At 66.2% G+C, this 26,486-nt stretch carries 25 protein-coding genes; 14 read left to right on the forward strand and 11 right to left on the reverse strand.

What is annotated here, in order from left to right:
* Positions 1–47: 47 nt before the first annotated feature.
* Positions 48–656 (reverse strand): DinB family protein, encoded by a 609-nt coding sequence (locus tag AC1C2M_RS15105; RefSeq protein WP_495437418.1) that lies wholly within the window; start codon positions 654–656, stop codon positions 48–50.
* A 38-nt stretch (positions 657–694) separates the two neighbouring features.
* On the opposite strand from AC1C2M_RS15105, the gene AC1C2M_RS15110 reads away from it, so the two are divergent.
* The 8 genes from AC1C2M_RS15110 to AC1C2M_RS15145 all read left to right on the forward strand — a co-directional run bounded on the left by AC1C2M_RS15110 (position 695) and on the right by AC1C2M_RS15145 (position 7,730).
* Entirely contained in the window at positions 695–1,822 is a 1,128-nt protein-coding gene (locus AC1C2M_RS15110) for a lactonase family protein (protein WP_495437420.1), read from the forward strand.
* Between the two features lie 19 nt (positions 1,823–1,841).
* On the forward strand, positions 1,842–2,471 hold the full coding sequence (locus tag AC1C2M_RS15115) for a GNAT family N-acetyltransferase (RefSeq protein ID WP_495437421.1): 630 nt from the start codon (positions 1,842–1,844) through the stop codon (positions 2,469–2,471).
* A gap of 171 nt (positions 2,472–2,642) precedes the next feature.
* Entirely contained in the window at positions 2,643–3,599 is a 957-nt protein-coding gene (locus AC1C2M_RS15120) for a DMT family transporter (protein WP_495437423.1), read from the forward strand.
* An 80-nt stretch (positions 3,600–3,679) separates the two neighbouring features.
* On the forward strand, positions 3,680–4,558 hold the full coding sequence (locus AC1C2M_RS15125) for an ABC transporter ATP-binding protein (RefSeq protein WP_495437424.1): 879 nt from the start codon (positions 3,680–3,682) through the stop codon (positions 4,556–4,558).
* Positions 4,555–5,955 carry an FtsX-like permease family protein gene (locus AC1C2M_RS15130; protein ID WP_495437426.1) on the forward strand — a complete coding sequence of 467 codons (1,401 nt, stop codon included), beginning with the start codon at positions 4,555–4,557 and terminating at the stop codon, positions 5,953–5,955. Before AC1C2M_RS15125 ends, AC1C2M_RS15130 begins: the two co-directional genes overlap by 4 nt.
* 162 nt (positions 5,956–6,117) lie before the next feature.
* Positions 6,118–6,417: a chorismate mutase gene (locus AC1C2M_RS15135; protein WP_483406019.1), complete on the forward strand. Its 300-nt coding sequence runs from the start codon at positions 6,118–6,120 to the stop codon at positions 6,415–6,417.
* A complete protein-coding gene (locus tag AC1C2M_RS15140) occupies positions 6,414–7,331 on the forward strand; it encodes an SDR family NAD(P)-dependent oxidoreductase (RefSeq protein WP_495437427.1) in 918 nt (305 codons plus the stop codon). The genes AC1C2M_RS15135 and AC1C2M_RS15140 overlap by 4 nt, the downstream gene beginning before the upstream one ends.
* Positions 7,332–7,379: 48 nt before the next feature.
* On the forward strand, positions 7,380–7,730 hold the full coding sequence (locus tag AC1C2M_RS15145; protein ID WP_495437429.1) for a nuclear transport factor 2 family protein: 351 nt from the start codon (positions 7,380–7,382) through the stop codon (positions 7,728–7,730).
* 184 nt (positions 7,731–7,914) lie between these two features.
* Here AC1C2M_RS15145 and AC1C2M_RS15150 read toward each other — a convergent pair whose 3' ends face one another.
* Positions 7,915–9,870, reverse strand: coding sequence for a YhgE/Pip domain-containing protein (locus tag AC1C2M_RS15150; protein ID WP_495437431.1), 1,956 nt, complete (start codon positions 9,868–9,870; stop codon positions 7,915–7,917).
* Positions 9,867–12,707 (reverse strand): MMPL family transporter, encoded by a 2,841-nt coding sequence (locus AC1C2M_RS15155; protein ID WP_495437432.1) that lies wholly within the window; start codon positions 12,705–12,707, stop codon positions 9,867–9,869. The genes AC1C2M_RS15150 and AC1C2M_RS15155 overlap by 4 nt, the downstream gene beginning before the upstream one ends.
* Positions 12,708–12,825: 118 nt before the next feature.
* On the opposite strand from AC1C2M_RS15155, the gene AC1C2M_RS15160 reads away from it, so the two are divergent.
* Entirely contained in the window at positions 12,826–13,491 is a 666-nt protein-coding gene (locus tag AC1C2M_RS15160) for a TetR/AcrR family transcriptional regulator (protein WP_495437434.1), read from the forward strand.
* A gap of 287 nt (positions 13,492–13,778) precedes the next feature.
* Here AC1C2M_RS15160 and purL read toward each other — a convergent pair whose 3' ends face one another.
* Complete coding sequence (purL, locus tag AC1C2M_RS15165; RefSeq protein WP_495437435.1) at positions 13,779–16,085, reverse strand: phosphoribosylformylglycinamidine synthase subunit PurL; 2,307 nt, start codon at positions 16,083–16,085, stop codon at positions 13,779–13,781.
* 83 nt (positions 16,086–16,168) lie between these two features.
* Positions 16,169–16,639: a DUF3817 domain-containing protein gene (locus tag AC1C2M_RS15170; protein ID WP_495437436.1), complete on the reverse strand. Its 471-nt coding sequence runs from the start codon at positions 16,637–16,639 to the stop codon at positions 16,169–16,171.
* A gap of 244 nt (positions 16,640–16,883) precedes the next feature.
* On the opposite strand from AC1C2M_RS15170, the gene AC1C2M_RS15175 reads away from it, so the two are divergent.
* The 3 genes from AC1C2M_RS15175 to AC1C2M_RS15185 all read left to right on the forward strand — a co-directional run bounded on the left by AC1C2M_RS15175 (position 16,884) and on the right by AC1C2M_RS15185 (position 19,181).
* Positions 16,884–17,789, forward strand: a complete 906-nt coding sequence (locus AC1C2M_RS15175; RefSeq protein ID WP_495437437.1) for an ATP-binding cassette domain-containing protein — start codon at positions 16,884–16,886, stop codon at positions 17,787–17,789.
* 2 nt (positions 17,790–17,791) lie between these two features.
* Positions 17,792–18,601: an ABC transporter permease gene (locus tag AC1C2M_RS15180; protein ID WP_495437570.1), complete on the forward strand. Its 810-nt coding sequence runs from the start codon at positions 17,792–17,794 to the stop codon at positions 18,599–18,601.
* 91 nt (positions 18,602–18,692) lie between these two features.
* Positions 18,693–19,181 (forward strand): GyrI-like domain-containing protein, encoded by a 489-nt coding sequence (locus AC1C2M_RS15185; protein ID WP_495437439.1) that lies wholly within the window; start codon positions 18,693–18,695, stop codon positions 19,179–19,181.
* An 89-nt stretch (positions 19,182–19,270) separates the two neighbouring features.
* On the opposite strand, the gene purQ is transcribed toward AC1C2M_RS15185, so the two are convergent.
* Positions 19,271–19,966 (reverse strand): phosphoribosylformylglycinamidine synthase subunit PurQ, encoded by a 696-nt coding sequence (gene purQ, locus AC1C2M_RS15190; RefSeq protein ID WP_483406009.1) that lies wholly within the window; start codon positions 19,964–19,966, stop codon positions 19,271–19,273.
* 2 nt (positions 19,967–19,968) lie between these two features.
* A complete protein-coding gene (gene purS / locus AC1C2M_RS15195; RefSeq protein WP_495437440.1) occupies positions 19,969–20,223 on the reverse strand; it encodes a phosphoribosylformylglycinamidine synthase subunit PurS in 255 nt (84 codons plus the stop codon).
* Between the two features lie 114 nt (positions 20,224–20,337).
* Between purS and AC1C2M_RS15200 the strand changes: the two genes are divergently transcribed.
* Positions 20,338–21,588 carry a sensor histidine kinase gene (locus tag AC1C2M_RS15200; protein ID WP_495437441.1) on the forward strand — a complete coding sequence of 417 codons (1,251 nt, stop codon included), beginning with the start codon at positions 20,338–20,340 and terminating at the stop codon, positions 21,586–21,588.
* Positions 21,585–22,208 carry a response regulator gene (locus AC1C2M_RS15205; protein WP_483406006.1) on the forward strand — a complete coding sequence of 208 codons (624 nt, stop codon included), beginning with the start codon at positions 21,585–21,587 and terminating at the stop codon, positions 22,206–22,208. The genes AC1C2M_RS15200 and AC1C2M_RS15205 overlap by 4 nt, the downstream gene beginning before the upstream one ends.
* A gap of 56 nt (positions 22,209–22,264) precedes the next feature.
* On the opposite strand, the gene AC1C2M_RS15210 is transcribed toward AC1C2M_RS15205, so the two are convergent.
* The 4 genes from AC1C2M_RS15210 to AC1C2M_RS15225 form a co-directional block, all read right to left on the reverse strand.
* Positions 22,265–23,485 carry an alpha/beta hydrolase gene (locus AC1C2M_RS15210; protein WP_495437442.1) on the reverse strand — a complete coding sequence of 407 codons (1,221 nt, stop codon included), beginning with the start codon at positions 23,483–23,485 and terminating at the stop codon, positions 22,265–22,267.
* A gap of 91 nt (positions 23,486–23,576) precedes the next feature.
* Positions 23,577–24,467: a VOC family protein gene (locus tag AC1C2M_RS15215; protein WP_495437444.1), complete on the reverse strand. Its 891-nt coding sequence runs from the start codon at positions 24,465–24,467 to the stop codon at positions 23,577–23,579.
* A 42-nt stretch (positions 24,468–24,509) separates the two neighbouring features.
* Positions 24,510–25,001, reverse strand: coding sequence for a GNAT family N-acetyltransferase (locus AC1C2M_RS15220; protein WP_495437445.1), 492 nt, complete (start codon positions 24,999–25,001; stop codon positions 24,510–24,512).
* An 18-nt stretch (positions 25,002–25,019) separates the two neighbouring features.
* Complete coding sequence (locus AC1C2M_RS15225) at positions 25,020–26,477, reverse strand: MFS transporter (protein WP_495437446.1); 1,458 nt, start codon at positions 26,475–26,477, stop codon at positions 25,020–25,022.
* Positions 26,478–26,486: the final 9 nt, after the last annotated feature.

Genomic DNA, 26,486 nt, shown 5'->3' on the forward strand with positions numbered 1-26,486 from the left:
GACGATACCCCGCACGGCGCTCGCGGAAAAGAACCGGTTCGTTTGTTTCACACCACGCTGAACCGCTCCGGCAGTGGCTCCCGACCGGTCAGCGCCATCAGCACCAGTTCGCCGTCACCCTTCCTCGCCGCGATCCCCGCCGCGAGAGACGCCGACTCCTCGATCAGGTCAGGAGCGAAGTGCGCAACCTGACCCGTTGCCCGCGCAATGTCGATGGAGCGAACAACCAGCTCGAACACCCGCGTCTTGAGGTACTCATCCAACGGAATACCCATGCCGCCGAGCGACACCAGCCGACCGGCATCCTGCACCGAAATCAGGTCGAGTGCGCGCTTCGTGAGTGCCTCGATCCGGTCGATCGGGTGATCTCCGAGTGCTATCCCTGCCTGCACGCCACGCTGCGCGATCGCCTCGGGGTTCGTATAGACGAGGTAGATCTGCCCGTAGTAGTCGCCGGCTGTCTCCATGTCGACCTGCGTCGCCGGGTCGAGCTCGAGATAATCACCCACAGTGATGAGTGCCCGAGCCGCATGCCCGACAAGCGATCGGACGCTCCAGACGCCAAGTCCGAGCGTCTCCCACTGGTCGATCTTGATGCCGCGCACCACGTCGACAAACGCATCAGCCGCCCTCGAAAACTTCTCCGCCGTAGCCATGGTTCATGCTCGCACGAACTGCTGCCAGACTGAAAGACATGGCTCAGTTCGACGACCCCACCCCGCTCTTCTGGCTCGGTTCATATACAGCGGATGCCGGCGGCTCCGGCGACGGAATCAGCGCACTGCGCCAGGAAGAAACGGGCACGCTCAAGCCGGTGTCGCACTCGCAGGTCGAGTCGCCATCTTTCCTCGCGAACCACCCGACACTGCCCGTGATCTACGCGGCGCTCGAGGGCTCCGGCCAGGTCGAAGCGCTCGCCAGACGCGGTGAGGCCGGACTCGTCCCGCTCGGCCGACCCCTCGAAGCGGGGGACTCGGTGTGCCAGCTCACCGTGACGCCCGACGGTTCGACCCTCATCGCCAGTTGTTACGGCGACGGCCGTGTGCTGCTCTTCCCGCTCGCTGCCAGCGGTGCGCTCGCCGGTGAGGGTGTCGTCGCTCCCGCATCCAACGACCCGTACGGAGATCCGCTCGCCGCCCGTGCGGCCGAACTGGAGAACACCGACTTCGGCGACGATCCCTTCGCGGAGCTCGCACTCCGAAAGGCGGTCGATGACGCCGCCGTGGATCGCCCGTCCCGCGCACACGCGTCGCTGGTGCTGCCGGATGGCCGCTTCGCAACGACGGACCTCGGCCACGACACGGTGAGGATCTGGCGTCGCTCCGGCGCCCGCCCGATCCTGAGCCAGGAGGTTGTCCTGCCGTTCGGTGTCGGCCCGCGACACCTCGTGTTTCACCCGTCAGGACACGTTCACGTCATCACCGAGTATTCCAACGAGGTCTTCACCCTCGGACGCGGTGACGACGGTGCCTGGCGGGTCGTGTCCTCCGTGCGGGCAACAGCAGACTCTCTCGAAGACGGCGACAACGCCTCGGAGATCAGCATCGCGGCATCGCGGGAACAACTGCACGTCTCGATTCGCGGCACCAACCGGGTGTCAACACTGACGATTGGCGGCGACGGGTCGACACTGCGCGCGATTTCCGATGTCGACTCCGGCGGAGACTGGCCGAGACACCACGCCGAGTCTGGCCGCTTCCTCCACGTCGCCAACCAGAAGTCAAACGAGATCGCGACGTTCCTCCTCGACGCCCGCGGCATCCCGTCAAAGCGGATCGGCTCGATCGAAGCTGGCTCGCCGACCTGCCTGGTGAAGGCATAACCAGCCCTATGCTGATTCGGTGACCGCACGCATCCCGGACCCCGCGCCAGTCATCGGGCGGTTCATCCGACTCGATCCGATGACCCCCGACGACTATCCCGGCCTGTTCTCGGCGATCGCACACCCGGAGGTCTTCGCCGGCGGGTATGGCGGCGGGCCCCACGGACTGCCGGAAGACTTCGCCGCCTTCCGGAGCTTCGCCGAGTCGTACTTCGCTGTCGGAGGCAACCAGTCGTTCACGATCCGGCTCGTCGGCGGTGAGTCCGACGGCGTCATCGTTGGCACGTCGACCCTCGGCGATTTCAACGAGGCGAGTGAACACACCCAAATCGGCTGGACGGCATACGACCCACGGGTCTGGGGAACCGCGGTGAACCCCGAAGCCAAGCTGCTGTTGCTCGGCCTCGCGTTCGATAACGGATTCGGCCGGGTCACGATCCAGGCGGATGAGCGCAACGAACGTTCCCGCGCAGCAATCGCCAAAATCGGCGCCACGTTCGAGGGCCTCATCCGCCGCGATAAACGTCGCGCGGACGGCAGCTGGCGGACCACAGCGCTCTTCTCAGTGATCGTCGAGGAGTGGCCCGATGTGCGTGCCGGTCTGGAAACGAGGCTCGCTGCCTTCGACGGACCGGTGGCCCTGGGCTGACGGATGCCCTTGGGCTGACGGTAGCCCTGCGCTGACCGATGGCGTCACTGACCGTTGGCGTCACTGACCGTTGGCGTCGGCCAGGTCGTGCTCCCTCGGCGGGCAGGATCTCGTGGTTCGATGGCTGATTTCCGCCAGTTGCCGATCCGCCCCCGCGAGTAGATTGTTGAGGTGTCTCGCACTGCAGCTTCTCCCTCCGTTCAGAATGTCGGAGACCCGTCCTACGCCACCGCACCATCGAGCCGGATCACCCTCCAGTTCATCGGGATGGGACTGGTCTGGGGCGCGAGTTTCCTCTTCATGAAGGTTGCGCTGACCGGGGTGTCCTTCGGCCAGGTCGCGTGGACCCGGATCCTGCTTGGCGCCATCACCCTCGGCATCATTGCGCTCGCGACCCGCGCGAGGCTTCCGCGCAACCCGAAGATCTGGCTGCACTTCACGGTGATCGCCATCACCTACTGCGTCATCCCGTACACGCTCTTTGCGTGGAGCGAGCAGTACATCTCGTCGAGTCTCGCGTCGATTCTCAACGCCGTTACCCCGATCATGACGGCGCTCATGGCGACGCTCCTCTTCCGGGTCGAGAAGCTCAGCGCCGGTCAGGTGCTCGGTGTCATCGTCGGCATCCTCGGTGTGACCGTCATCGTCGCACCGTGGCAGGCCGGTGCCCTGATCGGCAACTGGCAGGGCCAGCTTGCCTGCATCGGCGCTGTCGCCTCCTACGGCTTCAGCTTCGGCTACCTCAAGAAGTTTCTCGCTCCCTACCGGGTGCCGTCGATCACCGCGGCGTTCATGTACATCGGCATCGCCGGGGTGATCATGCTCCTGCTCACCCCCGTCATCGCCTGGCAAAGCGTCGAGCTCGACATCTGGGTCGTGCTCAGCCTCGTCGCTCTCGGCGCCTTCGGAACCGGGATCGTCTACATCTGGAACATGAACGTCCTCGCGGCGTGGGGCCCGACGGCCACCTCGAGCGTCACATACATCACCCCTGTCGTCGGAGTGATCCTCGGTGTTCTCCTGCTCTCCGAGACCCTCGGTTTCAACGAGCCTCTCGGCGCTGTCATCGTCTTCGTCGGCATCCTGCTGACCCAGAATCGAATCCGGCTGCCCAGGCGGCCAGCCTGACCCAGGGTCACCCTCGAGGATGACCCCGCGTCAACCTCGGGCACGATGTGCGGATGCCAGCTGGCGGCGAGTCTGGAATCATGACTTTTTCGACGCCCCAATACCCGACTAACCAGTACCCGGCTAACCAGCACTCGTCTAGCCAGCACCCGACAAACCAATACCCGTCTCACCAGTACGCAACGCCCCCGACCACCTCGTTCTCCGCCCCGGCCATCCTGTCCGGTTCAGCGCTCGTGAAGACCTACGGTCCGAGCACAGCCCTCGCCGGAGTGGACATCCAGATCAGGGCCGGGGAATCCGTGGCAATCATGGGCGCATCAGGGTCGGGCAAGACCACCCTTCTGCACACCCTCGCGGGAATCACCTCCCCGGACTCCGGTCGCGTCGAATTCCAGTCGGCGGGTGGAGCCGTCGACGTCACAGCGATGAATGAGCGCGACCGCTCGAAGCTGCGTCGCGAGGCTTTCGGTTTCGTCTTCCAGCAGGGGCTCCTGATTCCGGAACTCACCGCCATCGAGAACACGGCTCTTCCGCTCATGCTCGCCGGGTACCCCCGGCGTGAAGCTGAGGGGCGCGCTCAGCACTGGCTCGGAGCCCTCGGCCTCGCCGGCCTGGAAACGCGCCGAATCGGCGAACTCTCCGGTGGGCAGGCACAGCGCGTCGCCATCGCCCGCGCCCAGGTCACCGGTGCGACCGTCGTGTTCGCCGACGAACCCACCGGGGCGCTCGATTCGGCAACGAGCGATGACGTGATGAGCGCCCTGCTCGGATCTACAGTTGGGCAGGGTCACGCCCTCGTCGTCGTCACGCACGATCAGACGGTTGCCGCCCGCTGCTCCCGGATCGTCCGGGTCCGCGACGGCCGGGTACTCCCGGACGCGACCGGGGTCACCGCCGGTGCGCCTGGCGCTGGCGCCGCTGGCTCGACGACCGGAACCACCGGGGTGTCAGCATGACCGCAACCGCCGCGTTCTCGCCGCAGACGGCATCCGCCCCTCGCCCCTCCGGGCGTGCGCCGATCGCCCGCCTGACCTGGCTGCTCGCACGACCGAGCGCACAGAGCACCGCGGTGCTCCTCTTGCCCGGAATCGCTTTCGCGGTCACGACGGCCCTCGTACTGATTGTGCTCGGCGGAGGACTCATGTTCTGGCGCTGGACTCTCGAGGACAACGCCGACGCGCCCATTTACCAGATGCTCAGTGTGCTCGCCCTGGTTCTGCTCCTCGTGCCGCTTGCCTCCCTCGGTGGCGCCGCGGCGAGGCTGTCCGCCCGGCGACGGGATGACCGTCTTGCCACGCTGCGACTGCTCGGCGCAACGCCGGGTGTCGTGACGCAGATGACCGTCCTCGAGTCAACGGCGATCGCCGTGCTCGGTTCTCTTGCCGGCATTGTGCTCTATCTGGTTGCGATGCCCTTTGTGGGCCTCATCCCGTTCGGTGGCGCTGCCATCGGCGCTGGGGAACTCTGGGTTGGCCCAGGGATTCTCGCACTCGTCGTCGTCGCCATCGCTGCGCTCGCTGCGATCAGCGCGGCGATCGGACTCCGCCAGGTGACGATCTCGCCACTCGGCGTTCGCACCCGCCAGTCCGCTCCGAAGATGCACTGGATGCGCATCGTCATCGGTGTCGTCGCGATCATCGTCGCCTATCTGCTGTTGAGTTCGATGGCGGGAATGGCCGATATGGCGCTCACCATTCTCGTCCTCGGTACCGGCATCGGGATCGGGATCGGAGTGCTGAACCTCATCGGCCCGTGGGCGCTGGGGATCGCCGCGAAGCTGTCACTCCGCCGTGCGAAGACGGCTGCGCAGCTGATCGCGGCCCGTGGCATCCTGGAATCTCCCAAGGCCGCGTGGAGGCAGGTGTCAGGCGTTGCGATGACGAGTTTCATCGCCGTCGTCGCCGGCACCGGGATCGCCTTCGTGAATACGCTCACCGGTGATTACGACGACGCCACGAGGCTTCTGCTCGCCGACGTGCGCACCGGCATCATCATCACCGTCGTCATGAGCTTCCTCATGGTGGCCTGTTCGGTCGGGGTGAACCAGGCAGCGAATGTCCTCGACCGCCGCGACCTCTACGTCGGCCTCGACCGGCTCGGGATGCCGCGCGAGGTGATCGAGAGTTCCAGATCTCGCACGATCATGGGTCCGCTGCGGTTCGTCGCCTTCGGGTCAGCGCTCATCGGCGCTGTGCTCGTTCTGCCGCTCGTCGGGATCACCATTGTGATCGCACCGGCGTCGCTCCTCGTCATTGCCGGCTGCCTCATCGGCGGCGTGCTGCTGGTCTGGCTCTCTCTCAAGGCCACCAGCCCGGTGCTCACCAGGGTGCTCAGCCAGCCCGAGCGGCTCTAAGACCGGTGTTGCCCCTCGCCGTTCGGGTTCGGCGCGGGGCAGCGCTGCGGGGCGGTACTGAGGGGGAGCGCTGCGGGCAAACACTACGGGGGAGCACTGCGGGCGGGCCGCTGGGTGGGCCGGCGAGACCGGCGCTGCCGGGCTGCACGATAGATTGAGTTCATGGCCGACACCGACGCAACAGCAGAGCTCCTCAGTTTGAGATCCACCATCGACAACATCGATGCCGCTCTGATCCACATGCTCGCCGAACGCTTCAAGGCCACCCAGCAGGTCGGCAGGCTCAAGGCCGAGCACGACCTTCCCGCCGCGGATCCCGAACGGGAGAAGCGCCAGATCACCCGGCTCCGCGCCCTCGCCGAAGACGCGCAGCTCGACCCGGCCTTCGCCGAAAAGTGGTTCAACTTCGTCGTCGCCGAGGTCATCCACCACCACGAGCAGATCGCGAACGGGGAGCGATGACCTGGAACCCCGCCGACCTGCCGGACTCAACGGGCAAGGTCGTCGCCGTTAGTGGTGCAAACGCGGGCATCGGGTTCTGGACCGCGTATCAGCTGGCCGGTGCCGGAGGATCCGTTCTTCTCCTCACTCGAAACGCTGAGCGAGCGGATGCCGCGGTGCGGGCAATTCGCGCACACGTGCCAGCCGCGGACCTCACGGTTGTGCCCATCGACGTCGCTGACCTGTCGAGTGTGCGCGATGCCGGCGCCCGGCTCGCGGAGTTGTCGCGCCTCGATGTGCTCGTGAACAACGCTGGGGTCATCCATGCCCCGCGGCACCGCGAGCAGACCGTGGACGGACTCGAACTCGTCACAGGGACGAACTTCTTCGGGGCGTTCGCGCTCACCGCCGCGGCTCTGCCCGCCCTCGAACGGACAGCGGCCTCGCGCGTGGTCTCGCTCGGGAGTCTCGCGACCCTGCTCGTTCGGCTCGACACGGACGACCTGCAGCTCGAGCGGCGCTATTCGGGCTGGACCGCGTACGCGACGTCGAAGATCATGCTCACCTCGTTCGCCTTCGAGCTCGACCGGCGGCTGACCGCGCGAGGAAGCAGCACCCGCTCGCTCGTCGCTCACCCCGGTTATTCGATCTCCGGTCGCACGAGGACGGTCCCCGGTGTGAACGAGCCGTCAAGGTTCAAGCGCTTTGTCGATACGCTGCAGACGCCGTTCACCCAGAGCAAGGAAGCCGGTGCGGGGCCGATCGTTCGGGCCGCGATCGATCCGGATGCCGTTGGCGGCTCGTTCTATGCACCGCGGTTCCTCGTCAGGGGCGAGCCGGTTGTGGCGCGACCGGCGAAGGTGACGACGAACCCGCGCATCGCTTCAGCCATCTGGGCCGAGGCCGAGGTCGCCACGGGGATGCCGCTGCTGTAGCGCGCTGTCGTGCGCGCCCGATCGCGTCAGCACTGGCACACTGGTGCCGTGGACACCTACTCAGCGATTCGTGACGCCGAACTCGCTCTTTTGTCACCCGCGGTGCGCGGCGACGCCGATCGACTGCGCGCACTGCTGCATCCGGAGTTCGTTGAGATCGGCCGTTCCGGTCGACGGTGGACCCGCGAGGAGATCCTCGGCGCGCTCGTCAGCGAGGATTCGAGCGAGATCCCGGCCGTCGACGACTGGCAGTTCACGAACCTGGCCGACGGGCTCACCCTCGTCACCTATCTGATTCGAGGGGACGAGCGCGACAGCCGCCACTCGTCACTGTGGGACACCTCGACCGGCGCACCGGTGCTGCGGTTCCACCAGGGGACCGTGGTGGCGGGCCGATAACCGGCAACCGCCCACGGCATCCGCTTCATAGCTCCGCCACGGCATCCGCTCACGACAGCGGTTTAACAGGACATCGCACGTTTGTCAGGACGATTGTGCTGATGCTGTCCTGAAAATCGTGCGATCTCCTGTGCTGAGTGCGTCGGCCCGGCGAGGGTGCCGCCGGGCCGACGCTGCACCACTGTTAGGCCAGGCGCGGCACCAGCTGCCTCGCGGTCACCGACCGCGACTTGACCACGGCCAGGGTGGTGGCGGCGAAGGCGGCGAGCGTCCACAGGACGAGACCGGTGATCGCGGCCGGGAGGCCACCGCCACCCGACACGACCGACTGGAACGCGTTCAGCGCCGGCTGCAGCGGCATGAAGCCGACCGCCGAATCGAGCGCCGCCGGTGCCGTCGCGATGATGCTCGTGGCGATCAGGACGAGCGCAACGATCATCGAGACAAACCGTCCGGCTCCGCCGAACACGGCGTTGAGGGCCTGGTTCGTCGAGGCGAACGCGATACCGGCGAGGGCAGCGATGGCGGCGAAGCCGAACCAGCCAGCGGCATCCAGCTCCATCAACGGCTGGAGGATCGCAGCAACGAGCAAGCCCTGCACGGCACCGACGATCGCTCCGGGCAGCCACGCCTTGAACGCGAGGAGTGCCGACGGGCGGGTCGATCCGAGTACGCGCTGCGGAACAGCACGCAGCACCAGGAAGCTCGCGAACGCGCCGAGCCAGAGTGCAAGCGCCGCGAAGAACGGAACACCGCTCGTGCCGAAGGAGAGACCGTCGCCCTCGCCTTCAGCGACGATCGGAGTCGCGACGACATCGGCGAGCGTCTCGCGCTCAGTCTCGGTGTAGCTCGGGATAGCATCCGTCGCCTCAGTCAGTCCTGACGCCAGAGAGTCGACACCGCCGGCCAGGCCGGCAGCGCCGTCGGATACTCCCGTTGCACCGGTTGCGAGGTCTGCTGCACCGGTAGCGAGTTCGAGTGCGCCGGCGTTGAGCGTGGTTCCACCCGCGGCGAGTTCGCTGGCTCCGGATGCGATCGTGCCGATTCCGGAGACGAGGGCTGGCATGTTGCTTGAGAGCTGAGTAGCGCCATTCGCCAGTTCGCGAGCGCCGGTCTGGAGCTGTGCAGTCTGTGCAGCGGCGGCGGGGTCCGTGGAGCCAGCCGCGAGGGTCTTGAGGGCGGTGCAGAAAGGATTCTCTGAACCGTCGGGCATTGGAAGGGCCGCCGACGCGCACTGGCTGGAAAGCGCAGCGAGCGCCTGCCCCTGCTGGCCCATGCCGGCGATGAGCGCGTCGATGCCGTCAGCGACACCGTTCGCGCCGGTGGCGAGCTGGCTCGTCGCGCCCGGGAGCGCGGCGGTCTGCTGCTGCAGGGTTGCGAGGCCGCTCGAGAGCTGCGAAACCCCATCGGTGTACTCGTTGATTCCCGTGGACAGGCTCGACACTCCGCCGGAGAACTCGGTGGTTCCCCCCGCGAGCTGGGCCGCACCATCGGCGAGCGAAGTTGCGCCGGTGGCCAGCTCCTTCGCGCCATCGGCAGCGGTTCCCAGCTGGTCGCCGAGCGTGTTGAACCCGATGTAGATGTTCTCGAGGTAGCTGGTCGTCAGTTCGTTGCCGACCACGCTCGCAGCCGTCGTGGTGATGACAGAGCTGATGGCGTCATCTACGAGGCGGCTCTTGTCGCTCGTCTCAACGTCGATGGTGGCTTTCTCGGCCTCAGCAGCATCGCCGGAGAACGAGGTAGCCGCCGCGGAGAAGTCCTCGGGAATCGTGACGACAGCCGTGAACCGGCCCGACTTCAGCCCGTCCTCGGCGTCTTTCTCGTCGGTGAGGACCCAGTTGTAGTTGGTGTCTTCAAGGTCGGCACCCGCGGCGCTTGCCGATGAGTCGCTCGAGCCTCCGCCGACGAGTCCGGCGGCGAGCTGCCGGCCGAGTGGCACGGTCTGGCCGTCGAGTTCGACCGGTTCGTCGAGGTTGACGATGGCAGCGGTCACCGTGTCGAGTCGCTCCTGCGGGTTCCAGAACGCCCAGACGAGCACTCCGGCAACCACGAGCGGGACGAGGAGGATGCCGAGGACCGAGCGCCAGGTGATGCGACCTGTGGCCCGCGAGGCCGTGAAACGTGCGAGTGGGGTGCTCATGCGGATACCTCTGCTTCGTGCGTGAGTTCTGAGTGTGTCAAGTCGACCCGGACGGCTGTCCCGACACCGGGAACGGCATCTGCCAGCGCCTCGGGGAATGCGGTGCCGACGGCAACCGCGAGAGTGGTCTCGTTCTTCGCCGCCGCGCCCTGGGCCGAGACGAGAGCGTCGTAGATGTTTCGGCGCGCAACGGCATCCGTCACCTGGTCAATGCCGTCGATCACGACCAGGCGCGGGTTCTCGCCGAGCGCATCGGTGAGGTCGCGGACCGGATCGGTCGCATCGCCGAGCGAGACAAATGCGACGCGCGATCGAATGGATGCCGCCCGCACGCCGGCAACGTACCCGGCGACCTTGAGGACGCCCGAGTCTGCCGCCATACGTCCCGACAAGGTGAGGAGTAGCGCGGTGACGCTGGCATCGCGCGTGGAGGAGACCACGAGTGTGCCGTCCTCCGGCAGCGAGAACGAGACGTTCTCGAACAGGGTTGTCTTGCCGGCGTCGAGGGACAGGCCCTCGGCGGTTGCGACATCCGTCGACTCGGGGCTCGGCCAGGTGCGCAACTCGATCTCCTTCGCGACACCCTCACCCTCGACGTCGAACGACGGCAGCACGCGGTCGAGCCACTTCGGGATCCACCACGCCTTCTCGCCCAGCAGGGCGAGCACGGCGGGGACGAGCGTCATCCGCACGATGAACGCGTCGACGAAGACGCCGACGGCGAGGCCAAGCGCGATGGGCTTGATGTTGGTGTCACCCTCTGGGACGAAGGCAGCGAACACGGCGAACATGATGATCGCGGCCGCCGTGACGACCTTCGCTGAGCCGATGAACCCTGTCGTGACCGATTCACGCGCCTTGCCCGAGTGGACGTAGTCCTCGCGCATGCGGGCGACGAGGAATACCTCGTAGTCCATGGCCAGACCGAACAGCACGCCCATCAGGATGATCGGCATGAAGCTGATCACGGGGCTGCCCGGCTGGATGTGGAGCGCCTCGGCGAACCATCCGTACTCGAACACCAGGGCGACGACACCGAATGACGCGCAGACGCTGAGCAGGTAGCCGAGCGTCGCCTTGATCGGCACCCAGATCGAGCGGAACACCATCGTGAGCAGGATGAGCGACAGGCCGACAACGACGACACCGAACGGCAGCAGCGCAGCACCGAGCTTGTCCGACACGTCGATGCCGACGGCAGTGAAGCCCGTGACCGAGAGGTCGACGTCATACTCCTCGAGGAAGTAGTCGTGCATGTCACGGATCTCGGCGACGAGCGCCTTGGTCTCCGGAGAGTCGGGACCGCCGGTCGGAATGACCTGCACGATGCCGGTGTCAGCCGTCTCGTTCGGTGTCGCCAGGGGAACAGCTTCCACGCCGTCGAGCTTTTCGATCTCGCTCTTGAGGTCGTCCATGAGGCCGAGCGGGTCGTTCGATGTGACGATGCTGCCCGTAACGATGAGAGGGCCGTTGAAGCCCTCACCGAAGTGGTCGGAGACGATGTCGTAGGTGACTCGAGCCGGGTCACCCTCGGGCAGGCCACCGGCATCCGGCAGCGCGAGGCGCAGGCCGAGGGCTGGCGCGGATGCGAGTCCGAGCACGGCGACGACGGCGAGGATCGTGACGATCGGGAATCGCGTCGCCGTCTTCACCCAGCCCGAGAAGAAACGGTTGGGGCGGTGGGCGGATGCCGGGAGCTCGCCAGCGTCTGCGACATCGACGTGTGCGCCGGAGCGTCCCTCAGCGTGGGCGGCAGTGGCCTCCGCGTGCGCTGCAGCGTGGGCGCGGCGCGCCTTCCGCGTCGGCTTGGCCGGCTTCGGGCGCAGCCGGTCACCGGCGAAGCCGAGGAGCGCGGGGATCAGGGTGAGGGAGATGAGCACGGCGACGGCGACACCGGCCGCAGCCGAGACACCCATGATCGTGAGGAACGGGATGCCGGCAACGCCGAGGCCGACGAGCGCGATGATGACCGTGAGCCCAGCGAAGATGACGGCGCTTCCCGCCGTCGCGACGCTTCGGGCGGCAGACTCCTCGGTCTCGAGCCCGTCACGGAGTTGCTCCTGGTATCTCGAGATGATGAAGAGCGCGTAATCGATGCCGACGGCGAGGCCGAGCATGAGTGAGAGCATGGGCGTCGTCGACGTGATCGAACCGAACGCCGTTGCCACAAAGATGAGCGCAACCGAGATGCCGACGCCGAGCAGGGCGGTCAGCAGTGGCATGCCTGCCGCGAGGAACGAGCCGAGCGTGAGGAGGAGCACAACGAGGGCAACGCCGACACCGATGAGCTCGGTGGCGGTCAGGACGGGAAAGCTCGCGCTGAACAGCTGGCCGCCGAGCGCGGATTCCGAACCGTCCGGAAGTGCGTCAGCGATGGCATCCGCTTCTGCGATCAGGGCGTCCTTGGTCGCCTCGGTGACCTCATACTGCGGGCCGTCGAGCTGGATGCTGATGAGTGCCGCGCGCTCGTCGTCGCTGACCGCGCCGTCGATGTTCTCGTCGAACGGCGAGACGGCGCTCTCGACGCCCTCGATGTCGTTGAGCGCGTCGACGCCGTCGGTGATGGCCGTTGCGACGGCCTCGTCGGTGACCTTCTCGCCCTCCGGCGCCACAATCGCGAGCTGTGCTGACGCGCCACTCACCTGCGGGAACGTCGTAGACAGTGAGTCGAGCGCACGCTGCGACTCAGTGCCGGGGATGGAGATCGAGTTGTCGAGTCCCTGGTTGAACAGGAGAGCGCCACCGCCGACGAGGGCAAGGATGAGGATCCAGGCGCCGACGACGATGCCGCGCGCGCGAAACGCCCAGCGACCAAGTGAGTAGAGCAGTGAGGACACGAGTCTCCTAGGAGGGCGGGGTGTGTGGGGGTTACGCGTGAGATACACCGGCGTATTCAATACACGAATGTATCCGATACACTGGTGTATCGCAAAACTCTCTCAGTAAGGTGTCAGGGTGTCTCTTTCAGTCGAACAATCGGAAGCGCAGGGCGAATCCACGCGCCGTCGCAAAACCCGGGATCGTTTGATCGACGCCGCATACGAGGTGTTCGCCGAGACCGGGATTCACGCGGCATCAGTGGAAATGATCACCGAGCGCGCGAATTTCACTCGAGGTGCCTTCTACTCGAACTTCGAGTCGAAGGAAGAACTCTTCTTCGCGCTCGCCGAGCGGGAGAACCGGCTGAGGTTCGAGCGCTTGCAGGAGGGCGTCGACTCGATCCTGCCTGGCGTCGATGTCGCGGCTGCGGTCACCGAGGGCACGCTCAGCCAGATCGTGATGCAGTTTCTCGAGTTGCAGGGCGATGACCGGCGGTGGTGCCTCGTTCAGTCGGAGTTCCGGCTGCTCGCCATGCGGGACTCGAGCGTTGCCGCGTCGTACCTCGAGTTCCAGCGCAACTTCCAGTCGCAGCTCGCCGGGAGGCTCGACGACGCCGTTCGATCGGTCGGACTCGAGTTCATCATCGATCCAGTCGATGTCACGCGGCTCATTCTCAACGTTTACGAAGCAGCGATGCAGGAGTCGATCCTCGAGGGAAGCAGCGACCTCAACATGGCGAGGTCGCCGATCGTGCTCGGCACGCTCCCGCCGCTCATCCAGTCGCTGACGCGCGCGCTGTAGCGCGGTATCCGTACCAGCCGCATCCGACGCCTGGTGGTATTCGCCCAGGCGGGTGCACGCGCGGTTGCTCGGCCAGGAACGGCTGGACGGTTCGTGCTCGGCCAGAAACGGCTCGAGTTTCTCGGGAATCGCGACCGTTTCTGTCCGAGCGCGGAGGAATGCACACCGACAGCGAGCATTTGTGACCGACCAGTGGACGCGACCGCACGCCCGCGGTACACGAAAATGGCTCCCTGTGCCGGGAAAACCCGGGCTCAGGGAGCCATTTTCGGTAAAGCGAGTGGGCGCTAGCCGACCGTCGGACCGAACGCCGCCGGGAGTGTGGCCGTGTGCACCGAACGCAGCTCATCGACCGTCGCCGTGAAGAGGTCCTGGATCTCGAGTGCCGGTGACGCCTTGTCGGTGACGCCGATGCGCAGCACCGGGTAGTCGCGCCCCTCGCAGAGTCCGCGGAACTTGACGTCGTCCTCGCGCGGAACCGACACGAGCACACGCCCGGTCGACTCGGAGAACAGCGCGGTCGCAACGTCGACGCCATCGCGCTCAACGATCTCGCTGAGCCAGACGCGCGCGCCGACACCGAAGCGCAGCACGCTCTCGGCGAGTGCCTGGGCGAGCCCTCCGTCGGAGAGGTCGTGCGCCGACGCGATGATCGACGACTGGGCTCCGGCGTGCAGCAGGGCGGCGAGGTCCTTCTCGCGGTCGAAGTCGACCTCGGGCGGAAGCCCGCCGAGGTGGTCGTGGATCGTGCCGGCCCAGGCGGAGCCGGAGAGCTCCTCACGGGTGATGCCGAGCAGGTAGATGTTGTCGCCTTCGTCCTGCCAGCCGCTCGGCACGCGACGAGCAACATCGTCGATGACGCCGAGTACACCGACGACGGGCGTCGGGAAGATCGGGGTGTCTCCGGTCTGGTTGTAGAACGACACGTTTCCGCCGGTGACGGGCACCTCGAGTGCGAGGCAACCGTCAGACAGTCCCTCGACAGCCTGCGAGAACTGCCACATGACCTCGGGGTTCTCCGGCGAGCCGAAGTTGAGGCAGTCGGTGACCGCCGCGGGCACAGCACCGGTGCAGGCGACGTTCCGGTACGCCTCGGCGAGGGCGAGCTTGGCGCCGAGCGATGGGTCGAGCTGGCAGTAGCGACCGTTGGCATCCGTCGCGATCGCGAAACCGAGGCCGGACTCCTCATCGACCCGGATCATCCCGGCGTCGTCGGGGAACGCCAACGCGGTGTTGCCCATGACGTAGTAGTCGTACTGGTTGGTGATCCAGCTCTTGTCGGCGAGGTTCGCTGAACCGAGCAGCGCGAAGAACTGCGAACGCAGCGTCGCGGCATCCGTCGGTCGTTCCAGAGCGGATGCCGTATCCGCCTGCAGCGCATCGAGCCAGGCCGGGTGCGCAACGGGGCGCTCGTACACGGGTCCATCAACGGCAACGGTAGACGGGTCGACGTTGACGATCTCCTCGCCGTGCCAGTTGATGATGAGCCGTCCGGTGTCGGTGACCTCGCCCATGACGGAAGTTTCGACATCCCACTTCGCGGTGACCGCGAGAAAGCCCTCGAGCTTGTCGGGCTCGACGACGGCCATCATGCGTTCCTGCGACTCCGACATGAGGATTTCCTCCGGCGTGAGCGACGGGTCGCGGAGGAGCGTGTGCGACAGCTCGATGAACATGCCACCGTCGCCGTTCGCAGCGAGCTCGCTCGTTGCACAGGAAATGCCGGCGGCACCGAGGTCCTGGATGCCCTCGACGAGCTTCTCCTTGTAGAGCTCGAGGCAGCACTCGATGAGCACCTTCTCGGCGAAGGGGTCGCCGACCTGGACGGCCGGCCGCTTGGTCGGGCCAGCGGCGTCGAACGAGTCAGACGCGAGGATCGACGCACCGCCGATGCCGTCGCCACCGGTGCGGGCGCCGAACAGGACGATCTTGTTGCCGACACCCGAGGCGTTGGCGAGGTGCAGGTCTTCGTGGCGGAGCACGCCGACCGAGAGCGCGTTGACGAGCGGGTTGCCCTGGTACACCTTGTCGAAGTAGGTCTCGCCACCGATGTTCGGCAGGCCGAGGCAGTTGCCGTAGAACGAGATGCCACTCGTGACCCCGTGAACGACACGCGCGGTGTCCGGGTCGTCGATCGCACCGAACCGCAGCTGGTCCATGATCGCGACGGGGCGCGCGCCCATCGAGATGATGTCGCGGACGATGCCGCCCACACCCGTCGCTGCACCCTGGAACGGCTCGATGTAACTGGGGTGATTGTGGCTCTCGACCTTGAAGGTGACGGCCCAGCCCTCGCCGACGTCAACGACACCGGCGTTCTCGCCCATACCGACCATGAGGTTCTTCTTCATGGCTGGAGTGACCTTCTGGCCGAACTGCTTCAGGTAGATCTTGCTCGACTTGTACGAGCAGTGCTCGCTCCACATCACGGAGTACATCGCGAGCTCACCCGACGTCGGACGACGGCCGAGGATCTCCTTGATCTTCTCGTACTCATCAGGCTTGAGCCCGAGAGCCGCGTACGGCTGCTCTTTCTCGGGAGTGGCTATTGCGTTCGAGACAGTGTCGGCGACAGACGTTGCGGGGATGCTCACGAGGGGAGGCTCCTAGATCGAGGGATGCCGGATGGGGCCATTCTATCGGGCGACCGGATGCCTCCAGCTCGGTCGTTTCGCGACTAGCGATCTCCGCCGGGAGGGCCCACCACGAGCAGGGTGGCGAAGATCACGACGAGCGCAACGACGAACAACACGATGAGGATGACCGGGTGGTTGAGGAACCAGCGCAGCAGACGGTCGACCCAGGTCTTGTCGCCGGGATGGTCGGTCTCGGTGCGACGCCATGAGCCGTTGAGCTTTCCTGTGCGGTCGGCCCACAGGTCGAACGGGATCGTCGCGTACGGAACGACGGCGGTGATTACGCCGAGGGTGATCAGTCCCATGCTCCAGCGCTGGTTCAACCCGACGAGGACGGCGGTCATTGCGTAGGCGAGGAACACGAACCCGTGGATCGTTCCTCCGACCCGAACGCCGAGATCGCCAAGCTCACCGGGCACCCACACGTACTTCATGAGCAGGCCGAGAATGAGCAGGGTCCAGGTCACCGCTTCGGCGAACGCGAGGGTGCGGTAGAACAGGCGGGGAGACACAGAAACACTCCAGGAGTTGACGGCACACGCAGCGTCACGAAACGGATGCCGGTGGCCGGGTGATGAGGGACGCCTCCATCCTGTCAGGGCAAACCTGAATGCACGTCGTCTGCACGCCTCTCGCACGCCGTCCGAATAACCTGCGCGGGGGCATCCGTCGGCATCTCCACCGCACGGGGGATATGCCCGCTCGAGCGCAACTGCCAGAGTAGGGGGAACCCCGCCCCTCTACTTCAGGAGCAGAATGCCAACGGGAGTACCCATCGAATTCGCCGGCCTCACCAAGAGGTTCGGACCTGTCGCCGCTGTTTCCGACCTGACCTTCACCGTCGAACCCGGCCGGGTCACCGGATTCCTCGGGCCAAACGGCGCAGGCAAGACCACGTCACTCCGGATGCTGCTCGGTCTCGTTGCTCCGACCTCCGGCTCCGCGACGATCGGCGGGGTTCGGTACCCGGAGCTGCCCTCACCGCTGACCACCGTTGGTGCGGCACTGGAAGCCGCGAGTTTCCACCCGGGACGGTCAGCGCGTGATCACCTGCGGGTCTACGCCCAGGCTGGCCGGATCGACCCGAAACGTGTCGACATCGCACTCGAGACCGTCGGTCTTGCGGAGTACGCGACGCGCAGGGTCGGCGGGTACTCGCTCGGAATGCGGCAACGGCTCGGTCTGGCCTTCGCGCTTCTCGGTGACCCCGGCGTGCTTGTCCTCGACGAGCCGATCAACGGCCTCGACCCCGAGGGCATCAAGTGGATTCGCGGCTTCCTCCGCACCCTCGCCGCCGAGGGGCGCACCGTTCTCGTCTCGTCCCACCTGCTCAGTGAGGTGCAGCAATCGGTCGACGAGGTCGTCATCATCGCCAAGGGCGCGCTTGTGCACCGTGGCCCGCTGTCCAGCCTCGAGATCGAAGGGGCCGCGACGAAGGTGATCGTTGATTCTCCGAACCGGGAGGCGTTGACGGCTGCGCTCGCCGCGGCATCCGCCACGTTCGACATCGCACGGGCCGGTGTGCTCGTTTCCGGCCTCGAACCCGGGGAGGTCGGCCATATCGCCTTCCTGGCCGGAGTGGAGGTGAGTTCGCTGCATCGACAAAAGTCGGGTCTCGAGGACTCATTCCTCGCGCTCGTCGGAGAGGGGGGATCGCTGTGAACATGTTCGTTCCCGCGCTCCGCTCGGAGATCACCAAGCTTCTCACCACCAAAATCTGGTGGATTCTCGCCATCATCCTGTTCCTGTACATCGGCACCGTGTCTGGCGGGCTTGGCGCCGTGTTCGGGTTTGTCTCACGCGCGTCGGGAGTCGAGGCATCCGCGGCGCCACCGACCGATGTGCTCGCACCGATGCTCTACGGTTCGGTCTCGACGTTCGGTTACGTCTTCCCGGTGCTGCTCGGTGCGCTCGCCGTCACCGGTGAGTACCGGCACCAGATGCTCACCCCCACGTTCCTGGCGACACCGAAGCGTGGGATTGTGCTCGGCGCCAAGAGTGTTGCCCTGCTGCTCTTCGGTCTGGTCTACGGCGTGATCGGCGTGCTGGCGTCCGTCGGCGCAGGGGCTGCGATCCTCGCGCTGTTCGGCATGGAAACCCAGTTGGGCGACAGCGACACCTGGGCACTCATGGCTCGCGGCGTGCTCGCCCTCGGCCTGTGGGCGATCATCGGAGTCGGTCTTGGCGCGCTCATCCCCAACCAGCTGGCCGCGATCGTCGTCATTCTCGTATTCACCCAGCTGGTCGAACCGACCCTCCGCGCCATCGTCATGTTCGCGGACTGGGCAGCGGCTGTCGGCAAGTTCCTCCCGGGGGCGGCAAGCGATGCCCTCGTCGGTGCGCCGAGCTTCTTCAACATGGGAGTGACGGGGGAGGCCCTCGAGTGGTGGCAGGGCGGGCTGCTGCTCGCCGCCCTCGCCCTCGTGCTTACGGTGGTCGGGTACTTCGTGTCGTGGAAGCGGGACGTCACGTAGGCGCCGGGCAGAACTCGGCGGTCGCCCCTTGACCGTCAGAGGGGCGAAGCGGATGATCAGGCAAACGTTCGCTATCGAAAGAGAGCCGTTCATGACCGTCCTGTCTCCGGAACTCAAGCCGCTGTCCCCCCAGGTCGTCGCTCAGGTCAGTGCGACGGCACCCGGTCTCGGGCCCGAGAGCATGAGCCCGGTGATCGGGCCGTTGTTCGACAGGCTGTTCGACGACCTCACGTCCGCGGGGGTCACGCCAGGCGAAGAAGCCCTCGCGATGTACGAGGAGCTCGACCCTGACACCGACGGGGCCGGCGCGCGTGCGTACGCGGCGTTCCCGGTTCCCGCCGCCACGGTATCCGCGTCGGGGTATACGGTCACCGAAGTTCCGGGTACCGACCTCGCCGTCACCTGGGTTCATCACGGGGTGATGGCAACCATCGGTGACGTCTGGGAAGCACTGTTCGGCTGGATCGAGGCGAACGGCTACACGCCGGTGGGGATGTGCCGCGAGGTGTACCTGGTGTCACAGCCGCTGCCGCAGGAGGAGTGGGTGACCGAGTTGCAGCAACCGGTCGTGCGCGCGTAACGGACCGTTTGCCAGAAAAGGCTCCCTGCCGCGGGAAAATCCGCGGGCAGGGAGCCTTTCTTGGTAATCGAGCGGCTGGACCGGAGGGGCTAGACCGCCTGCAGCGCCTGGATCGCGCTCGTGAAGAGGGTGAGTCCGTCGACGCCCGAACGCATGGCATCCGTCATGTCGGGACCGAAGCCGGGTTCAACGGCGTGCTCGGGGTGCGGCATGAGACCGACGACGTTGCCGCGCTCGTTGGTGATGCCGGCAATGTCGCGCAGTGAACCGTTGGGGTTGACGCCGAGGTAGCGGAAGACGACGCGTCCTTCACCCTCGAGCCGATCGAGTTCGTCTTCGGAGGCGATGAATCCGCCCTCGCCGTTCTTCAGCGGGATGACGATCTCGTCGTTCGGCTCGAAGCCCGTCGACCACGCGGTGTCGGTGTTTTCCACGCGCAGAGCCTGGTCGCGGCGGATGAACAGTCCGTGATCGTTGCGGATGAGTCCGCCGGGAAGCAGGTGTGCTTCGGTGAGCATCTGGAATCCGTTGCAGATTCCCAGCACGGGCATTCCGGAGTTCGCCGCGTCGATGACCTCGGCCATGATCGGAGAGACGGATGCGATGGCACCGGCGCGCAGGTAGTCCCCGTAGCTGAATCCGCCGGGAAGAACGAGGGCATCGACGCCGTGGAGGTCGTGTTCGCCGTGCCAGAGCGCTACCGGCTCAGCACCGGCGATGCGGATCGCGCGCTGAGCGTCACGCTCGTCGAGCGACCCGGGAAAGGTGATGACGCCGATGCGCATGGCTACTCCGCCTCGGGGTAGCTGATGGCGACGACGTCTTCGATGACCGCGTTTGACAGGATCTCGTCGGCGATCTTCTCGACGTCCGCGCGGACGGCATCCGTCACCGGACCATCGACGGTGAGCTCGAATCGCTTGCCGATGCGAACCCCGCTGAACTCGGTCTTGCCGAGACGGGCGAGCGCTCCCGCGACGGCCTTACCCTGCGGGTCAAGCAGTTCGGCCTTCGGCATAACTTCAACGACGATTGTGGGCACGGATGTCTCCCGGCTGTCAGAGGTGGGCGAGCTTTCATCCTATCGGCACCTCGAACTTTCGAATGATGCCCTTAACAGGTGGTCGAAGTAGGATTTCGAAACGAAAGAGAGACGATGAATCACTCCGCCCTCACCCCGGTGTTCGCCGTATTGCGATGGTCGCTGCATTCGCTGCTGATCGCACTCATCGTCGTCGTCATCGTTCGGTCGGTGATCACCGACTCGCCCATCGCCGGGCTCATCCACGGCCTCGCGGTCCTCATGCTCGCGATCTACCTCGGCGGTGCGCTCGTCGCCCACCTCAAACCCGAGTTCGTCGCATCGTCCCGCTGGGTTCCGGTGCTGTGGATCGCCCTGCTCACGGGAGTGTGGGCCGCGCTTCTCTCCATCACACCGGATGCCGCCTTCATCGTCTTCCCGCTGTTCTTCCTCTACCTGCAGGTGCTTACACCGAAGGTTGCGGTACCCGTCGTCGCGGCGACGACGGGGGTCACCATCCTGGCCATCGGCCTTGATTCGGGGGTTTCGGTTGGCGGCGTGATCGGGCCGCTCATTGGTGCCGGTGTCGCCCTCGCCATCGGATTCGGCTATCGGGCGCTGTATCGCGAGGCAGAGGAACGCCAGCAGCTCATCACCGAACTGCTCGAGACCCGCGGCGAGCTCGCCATCGCCGAGCGGTCGGCGGGGATGCTGGCCGAGCGCGAACGACTGGCCCGCGAGATCCACGACACAGTGGCGCAGTCGCTGTCGAGCATTCAGCTGCTCCTGCACGCTGCGGAACGACTCGACACCGAACGGCCTGGCCTCAAGCAACTGCAATTGGCCCGGGAAACCGCGGCCGATTCACTCGTCGACACCCGGCGCATCATCCGCGAACTGACACCGCCGGCGCTCGATGACCGGACCCTTCCCGCCGCGCTCAAACGCCTGGCAGCGTCCACCGAGCAGACCCTCCGTGCCGGCGGAGCAGGCACGACCGTGAACTTCTCCGTCGAGGGCGATCCCGTTCCTCTTCCCATGACCGTCGACGCCACCCTGCTGCGGATCGCCCAGGGAGCCATCGCCAACGTGGCGAGGCACGCTCGGGCAACGCGCGCCGACCTCACCCTCACCTATCAGTCAGACGGCGTCTCCCTCGACGTCGTCGATGACGGCAGGGGATTCGACCCCGAACTCGCAGCATCAGCCGCTCGAGCCGATGGCACCTTTGGGCTCACCGCCATCCGCCAGCGCGTCGACGCCCTCGGCGGAGTGCTCAGCATCGAATCGAGGCCGGGGGAGGGGACAGCGCTCGCCGTGACCCTGCCCATCCTGCAGTCGAGTTCCGCCATCCGATCCGAGTCGCAGCCGAAGGTCAGCACATGATCCGCCTCCTCATTGCCGACGATCATCCCGTTGTGCGCGCCGGTCTCGGTGCGCTCTTCGCGACCGAGCCCGACTTGATTGTTGTCGGCGAGGCGGCATCCGGGGAGGAAGCTGTCGCGCGGAGTTACGCCGGCGTCGACATCGTGCTCATGGACCTGCAGTTCGGCGGCGGCATGCAGGGGGCAGACGCGACGAGGCGCATCCGCGAACGTCCCGGTGCTCCGCACGTGCTCGTTCTCACCAATTACGACACGGATGCCGACATCCTCGGTGCTGTCGAAGCGGGAGCCGCCGGCTACCTGCTTAAGGACGCGCCGCCTGAAGAACTGATTGCGGCGGTGCGTGCTGCAGCGCGGGGCGAGAGCGCACTCGCTCCCACCGTCGCCGGTCGGCTTGAGGCCCGCCAGAATGCTCCGGATGATGCGCTGAGCGCGCGCGAAACCGAGGTGCTCACCCTCGTCGCGGACGGCATGTCCAATCGCGACATCGCCAGGCGGCTCTTCCTCTCCGAGGCGACGGTGAAGAGCCACCTCGTGCACATCTTCACCAAGCTGCAGGTCTCGTCGCGAACCGCCGCCGTGGCATCCGCCCGGGAACGCGGAGCGATCCGTTCGGCCTGAGCCGCGGCTCGACAGTCAGGCGTCAGGAGCGCGCGGTCGCGTGGAGCGTGCGGACGTCAGACCGTGATCGACTCGGCCGGCTCGTGGAGCGTGCGAAGTGCTGCGACGACATCGGCGTGCCACCGACGGGCGAGGGGAACGACCTTCCGGTACATCGCTGCCTCGTGGGTGGCGCCCTGATAGCGAACGGCGCTCGCGGCGACGCCCGATGCGCGCAGGATCGTCGCGTATCCCTCGCCGTCGAGGCGCAGCGCGTCGTACTCGGCCGTGAGGATGACCGCCGGCGGAAGGCCGCGGTGGGTGAGCGCTCGTGCCGGTGAGGCATATGGCTCGCTCGCTCGCGACCGGTCGCCGAGGTAGGCCTCAGCGACCTGGACGAGCTCGCGCCTGGCCAGGAAGCTCGGGATGCGCATCTCGCGGATCGGAGCCATGTCGATGCTCTTGCCGGTGAGGTCGGTCACCGGCACCTCGAGTACCTGAAGCCGGAGGGGATGTCCGAGCCTGTCGCGGTTCAGCAGGGCGACGCTCGCAGCGATGTTTCCGCCGGACGAGGTGCCGTTGAGGGCGAGCCGGTCCGGGTCGATGCCCAGTTCGTCGGCCTTGTCGATCAGCCAGCGAAGGGCCGCGTAGCCCTGTTCGACCTGCGTCGGGTAGCGATGTTCCGGCGCGAGCGCGTAGTCGACGGCAACGTGGATGACGCCGGCATCGGCGGTCCTTGAGCGGAACGCCGCGTCGACGCTCGTGTCCTCAACGCTGCCGAGCTGGAACGATCCGCCGAAAAACGCGAGCACGGCGGGGAGCGCAGTTCCATCCGTCGGTGACGTCCCGAGGGGGCGGTAGACCCGGACGCGAACCGTCGGGAAACCGGTGACATCGACCAGATAGTCGGTGATGTCGACGTCCGGGGGTTCGATCCCGACCCGCCCAAAGAGTTTGGTGTCCCACTTCTGGGCATTCCGGCGCTTCCACGCCGGTGTCTTGCGTTTCGCGACCTCGGCGGGAGTGAGGACGGGCTTGGGGGCGCGGGAGACCGATTTCGCCGCCGCGGCTGTCTTGTCGTGGGATGCCTCCCTGCCGGCGACCGCGGTCCCAGCGGCTTTCGTGCCGACGGTGCCCGCCGGCGATTCACGAAGGGCCCTGAACGCGGCGAACCGTCGCCAGGGGACCACTTTCGACAGGGCGCTCGTGAGGAAACCGGTGACGATGCCGCGCGTTTCGGCGACCATGTCGCGGCGTCGCTCCAGGTACAGCTTCTGGAAGTACGGATCGAGTGGCATCAAATTCCCCTTGCTCAGTCGCACGAGGCTATCAACTGCCATAGCCGGACACCCGGGCCTTGCGACCCGGAAAGGGTTCTGACAGGCCCGTTCAGGAAGTGGAGATCTCGACCCGGATGAGGTTCGCCCACGGGTCGTCAAAGCTCACGGTCCTGCCATCGTCGCGCACCTGAACCTTGTGGTGCGTGAGCCGCTCGGTGAGTTCGCCGAGCGAGTCCGCCTCCGGTACCCGGATGTCGATGCGGCCAAGGCCGAGTGCCGGCATCCGCGGGCCGGCGCCGCGGGAATTCCAGACGTTCATGGCCATGTGGTGGTGGTACCCGCCGGCGGAAACGAAGAGCGCCTGGTTTCCGAGTGAGGTCGTTGCGTCGAAGCCCAGGGTGTCGACGTAGAACTGACGTGCGGTGGCGACATCGCCGACGGAGAGGTGGACGTGGCCGACCTGGGTGCTGCCGAAGATCGACTCATCACCCGGTGTTGACTGTCCCTCGAGCGTGAGGTGCTCGGAGAGGAACTCGTTCGGGTCGACGTAGAGCGTCGCCATCTCAACGGAGCCGTGCACCCAGCTCCACTCGGTGCGGTCGCGGTCCCAGTACAGTTCGACGCCGTTGCCCTCTGGGTCGGTGAAGTAGAAGGCGATGCTCACGAGGTGATCGGCGCTTCCGGTGAAGGTTCCTGGTGCCTTGCGCGCGACCGAATACAGTGCAGCTGCGAGAGCTGCTTTCGACTCGAAGAGGATCGCCGTGTGAAACAGTCCGGCCGAGCCGGCGGCGGCGTGGGTGAGCTCTGGAGCGTATTCGAGGATCACCGTTGGCACGCCGCCGCGACCGAGCGTCACTGTTCGGTCGGTGGCCGACAGGATCCGCAGGGTGACGGCATCCGTGTAGTAGGTCGTCATCGCATCGAGGTCGGCAACCAGCAGGGTGACGGGGCCCATCGCGGTATCGGCGGCGAGCTTGTCTGAGGAGGGGAGCGCGTTCATGATGGGTGCAACGTTAGTTGTAGCGACAACATTCCGCAAACCTCAGGTTGCCGACACAAGCTCCCGGCCGAGCGACACTGTCCTTGGGTTGTTGGCATAGTGGCCGTAGTTCGGGATGCCCTGATACCCGGCCGAACGGTACAACGCGATTGCCGTCGGATGGTTGAGGTTGGTTTCGAGGATCATGAACGTCACCCCGTGTTCGCGGGCCGAGTTTTCGAGCCAGGACAGGATGGCGCGCGAGTAGCCGCGGCCCCTGTAACGTTCGTCGACGAACATCCGTTTGAGCTCTCCTCTACCGCTTTCGACGCTTCCGACGCTCCGCCAGGCACCCATCGCGACCGGTTCGCCATCGACATAGCCGACGGCGAAGGCTCCGCGCGGAGGCTGAAAGTCGGCTTCGTCCACGGGGCTCTCGTCAGAGCCGCCATAGATGCTGACGTACAGGTCCTGAAGCTGGTCGATGAGTCGGCGAACATCGGGGTGCGAGTAGTCGCGCCGCGCAATGGTGAGGACGGGCTCGGTGTGCTGCATGGATCGGCTCGAGCGTACTCAGGCGGCCGCGACGGTGCGCTTGCGCAGGTCGAGCAGGCTGAGCACGAGCGCAACCACGAGCAACCCGACAATGATGAGCGTCCCGCGGCCGTAGGCATCCCGATAGATCGCCTCTGTCGTCTCGCGTCCCTGCTCGGCGTACAGCGTCGCGAAGAACGTGCTCGATGCGACGGCGACTCCGATCGCCGTTCCGACGCGCTGGCCCACCTGCGCCACCGAACCGGCGACACCGCCCTGGGTGACCGGAACCTCCTGGAGCGTGAGCGTCTGGTTCGGTGAGATGACGAAGCCACCACCCGCTCCGGCGATGGTGAGCACAGCGGCGAGCAGCCAGGGCGTCAACTCTTCGGGTGTGAAGGCGACGATCGGCAGGGTGGCGCCGATGCCTGTTGCCGCGAGCGCGACGCCGACCACGACGATCTTCCTGCCCTGTGTGTTGACGAGGCGCCCGCCGAGCCACGACGTCACCGCAGAGGCGAGGGCAAACGGGATCGAGACCATTCCCGCGAAAACAGCCTCGAGTCCGAGGCCCTGCTGCAGGAACAGGGTGACGATGAGGAACATGGCGGGGATAGCGGCGAAATATGCGGTCGCGATGAGGATGCCGTTGCGGTACGACGCGAGGCGAAGCAACCCGAAGTGCACCACGGGTGACTTGCCGATGCGGAGGTAGCGGCGCTCCCACCAAACGAACGCGGCACCGGCAACCACGAACCCGATGAGCCAGAGCCAGCGGCGCGGGTCGTCATCCGGGCCGCCTGTTGTCAGGACGAACGGCAGCATCAGGCTGAAGGTCGCGAGCCCGAGCAACAGGATGCCGGTGACGTCGAGGCTCGATGCCCCACCCTCGTGAATTTGCCGTTTGGGCAGCAGCCGCCAGGCGAACCAGATCGCGAGAAGGCTGAGCGGGATGTTCATCCAAAACAGGAGCCGCCAGCCGTTCTCCAACCCGCCGATCCCGATGAGCAGCCCACCGACGGTCGGACCGAATGCCGTTGACAAGCCGATCGTCGCGCCGAACAGGCCGAAAGCCCTCCCGCGTTCGGCACCCTGGAACAGTTGCTGAATCAGTCCGAGCACCTGCGGCATCTGGATTCCTGCCGCGACCCCCTGCAGGATGCGACCGAGGACGAGGATCTCGATGCTCGGCGCGAGCGCGCACAGCAGGCTCGCGAGCATGAACGACGTGAGTCCGATCAGGAACATGTTGCGGCGCGACTTGAGGTCACCCAGGCGGCCGGACGGCACGAGCGCGAGCCCGAAGGCGAGTGCGTAGCCGGCAACGATGAGCTGCAGTTCCGTCGCACCCCCGCCGAGCGATTCTTCAATCGACGGCAGGCCGACGTTGACCTTCGACAGGTCGAGGATCGTCAGGCAGGCAACCCCCGCGCAGACCCAGAAACTCTGCCATTTAACGCGTTCACTGTGTGCATCGGTTTTGGAGGTATCAGCCACCCTTCGCAC

This window comes from Mycetocola sp. Y444 (genome assembly GCF_059445295.1).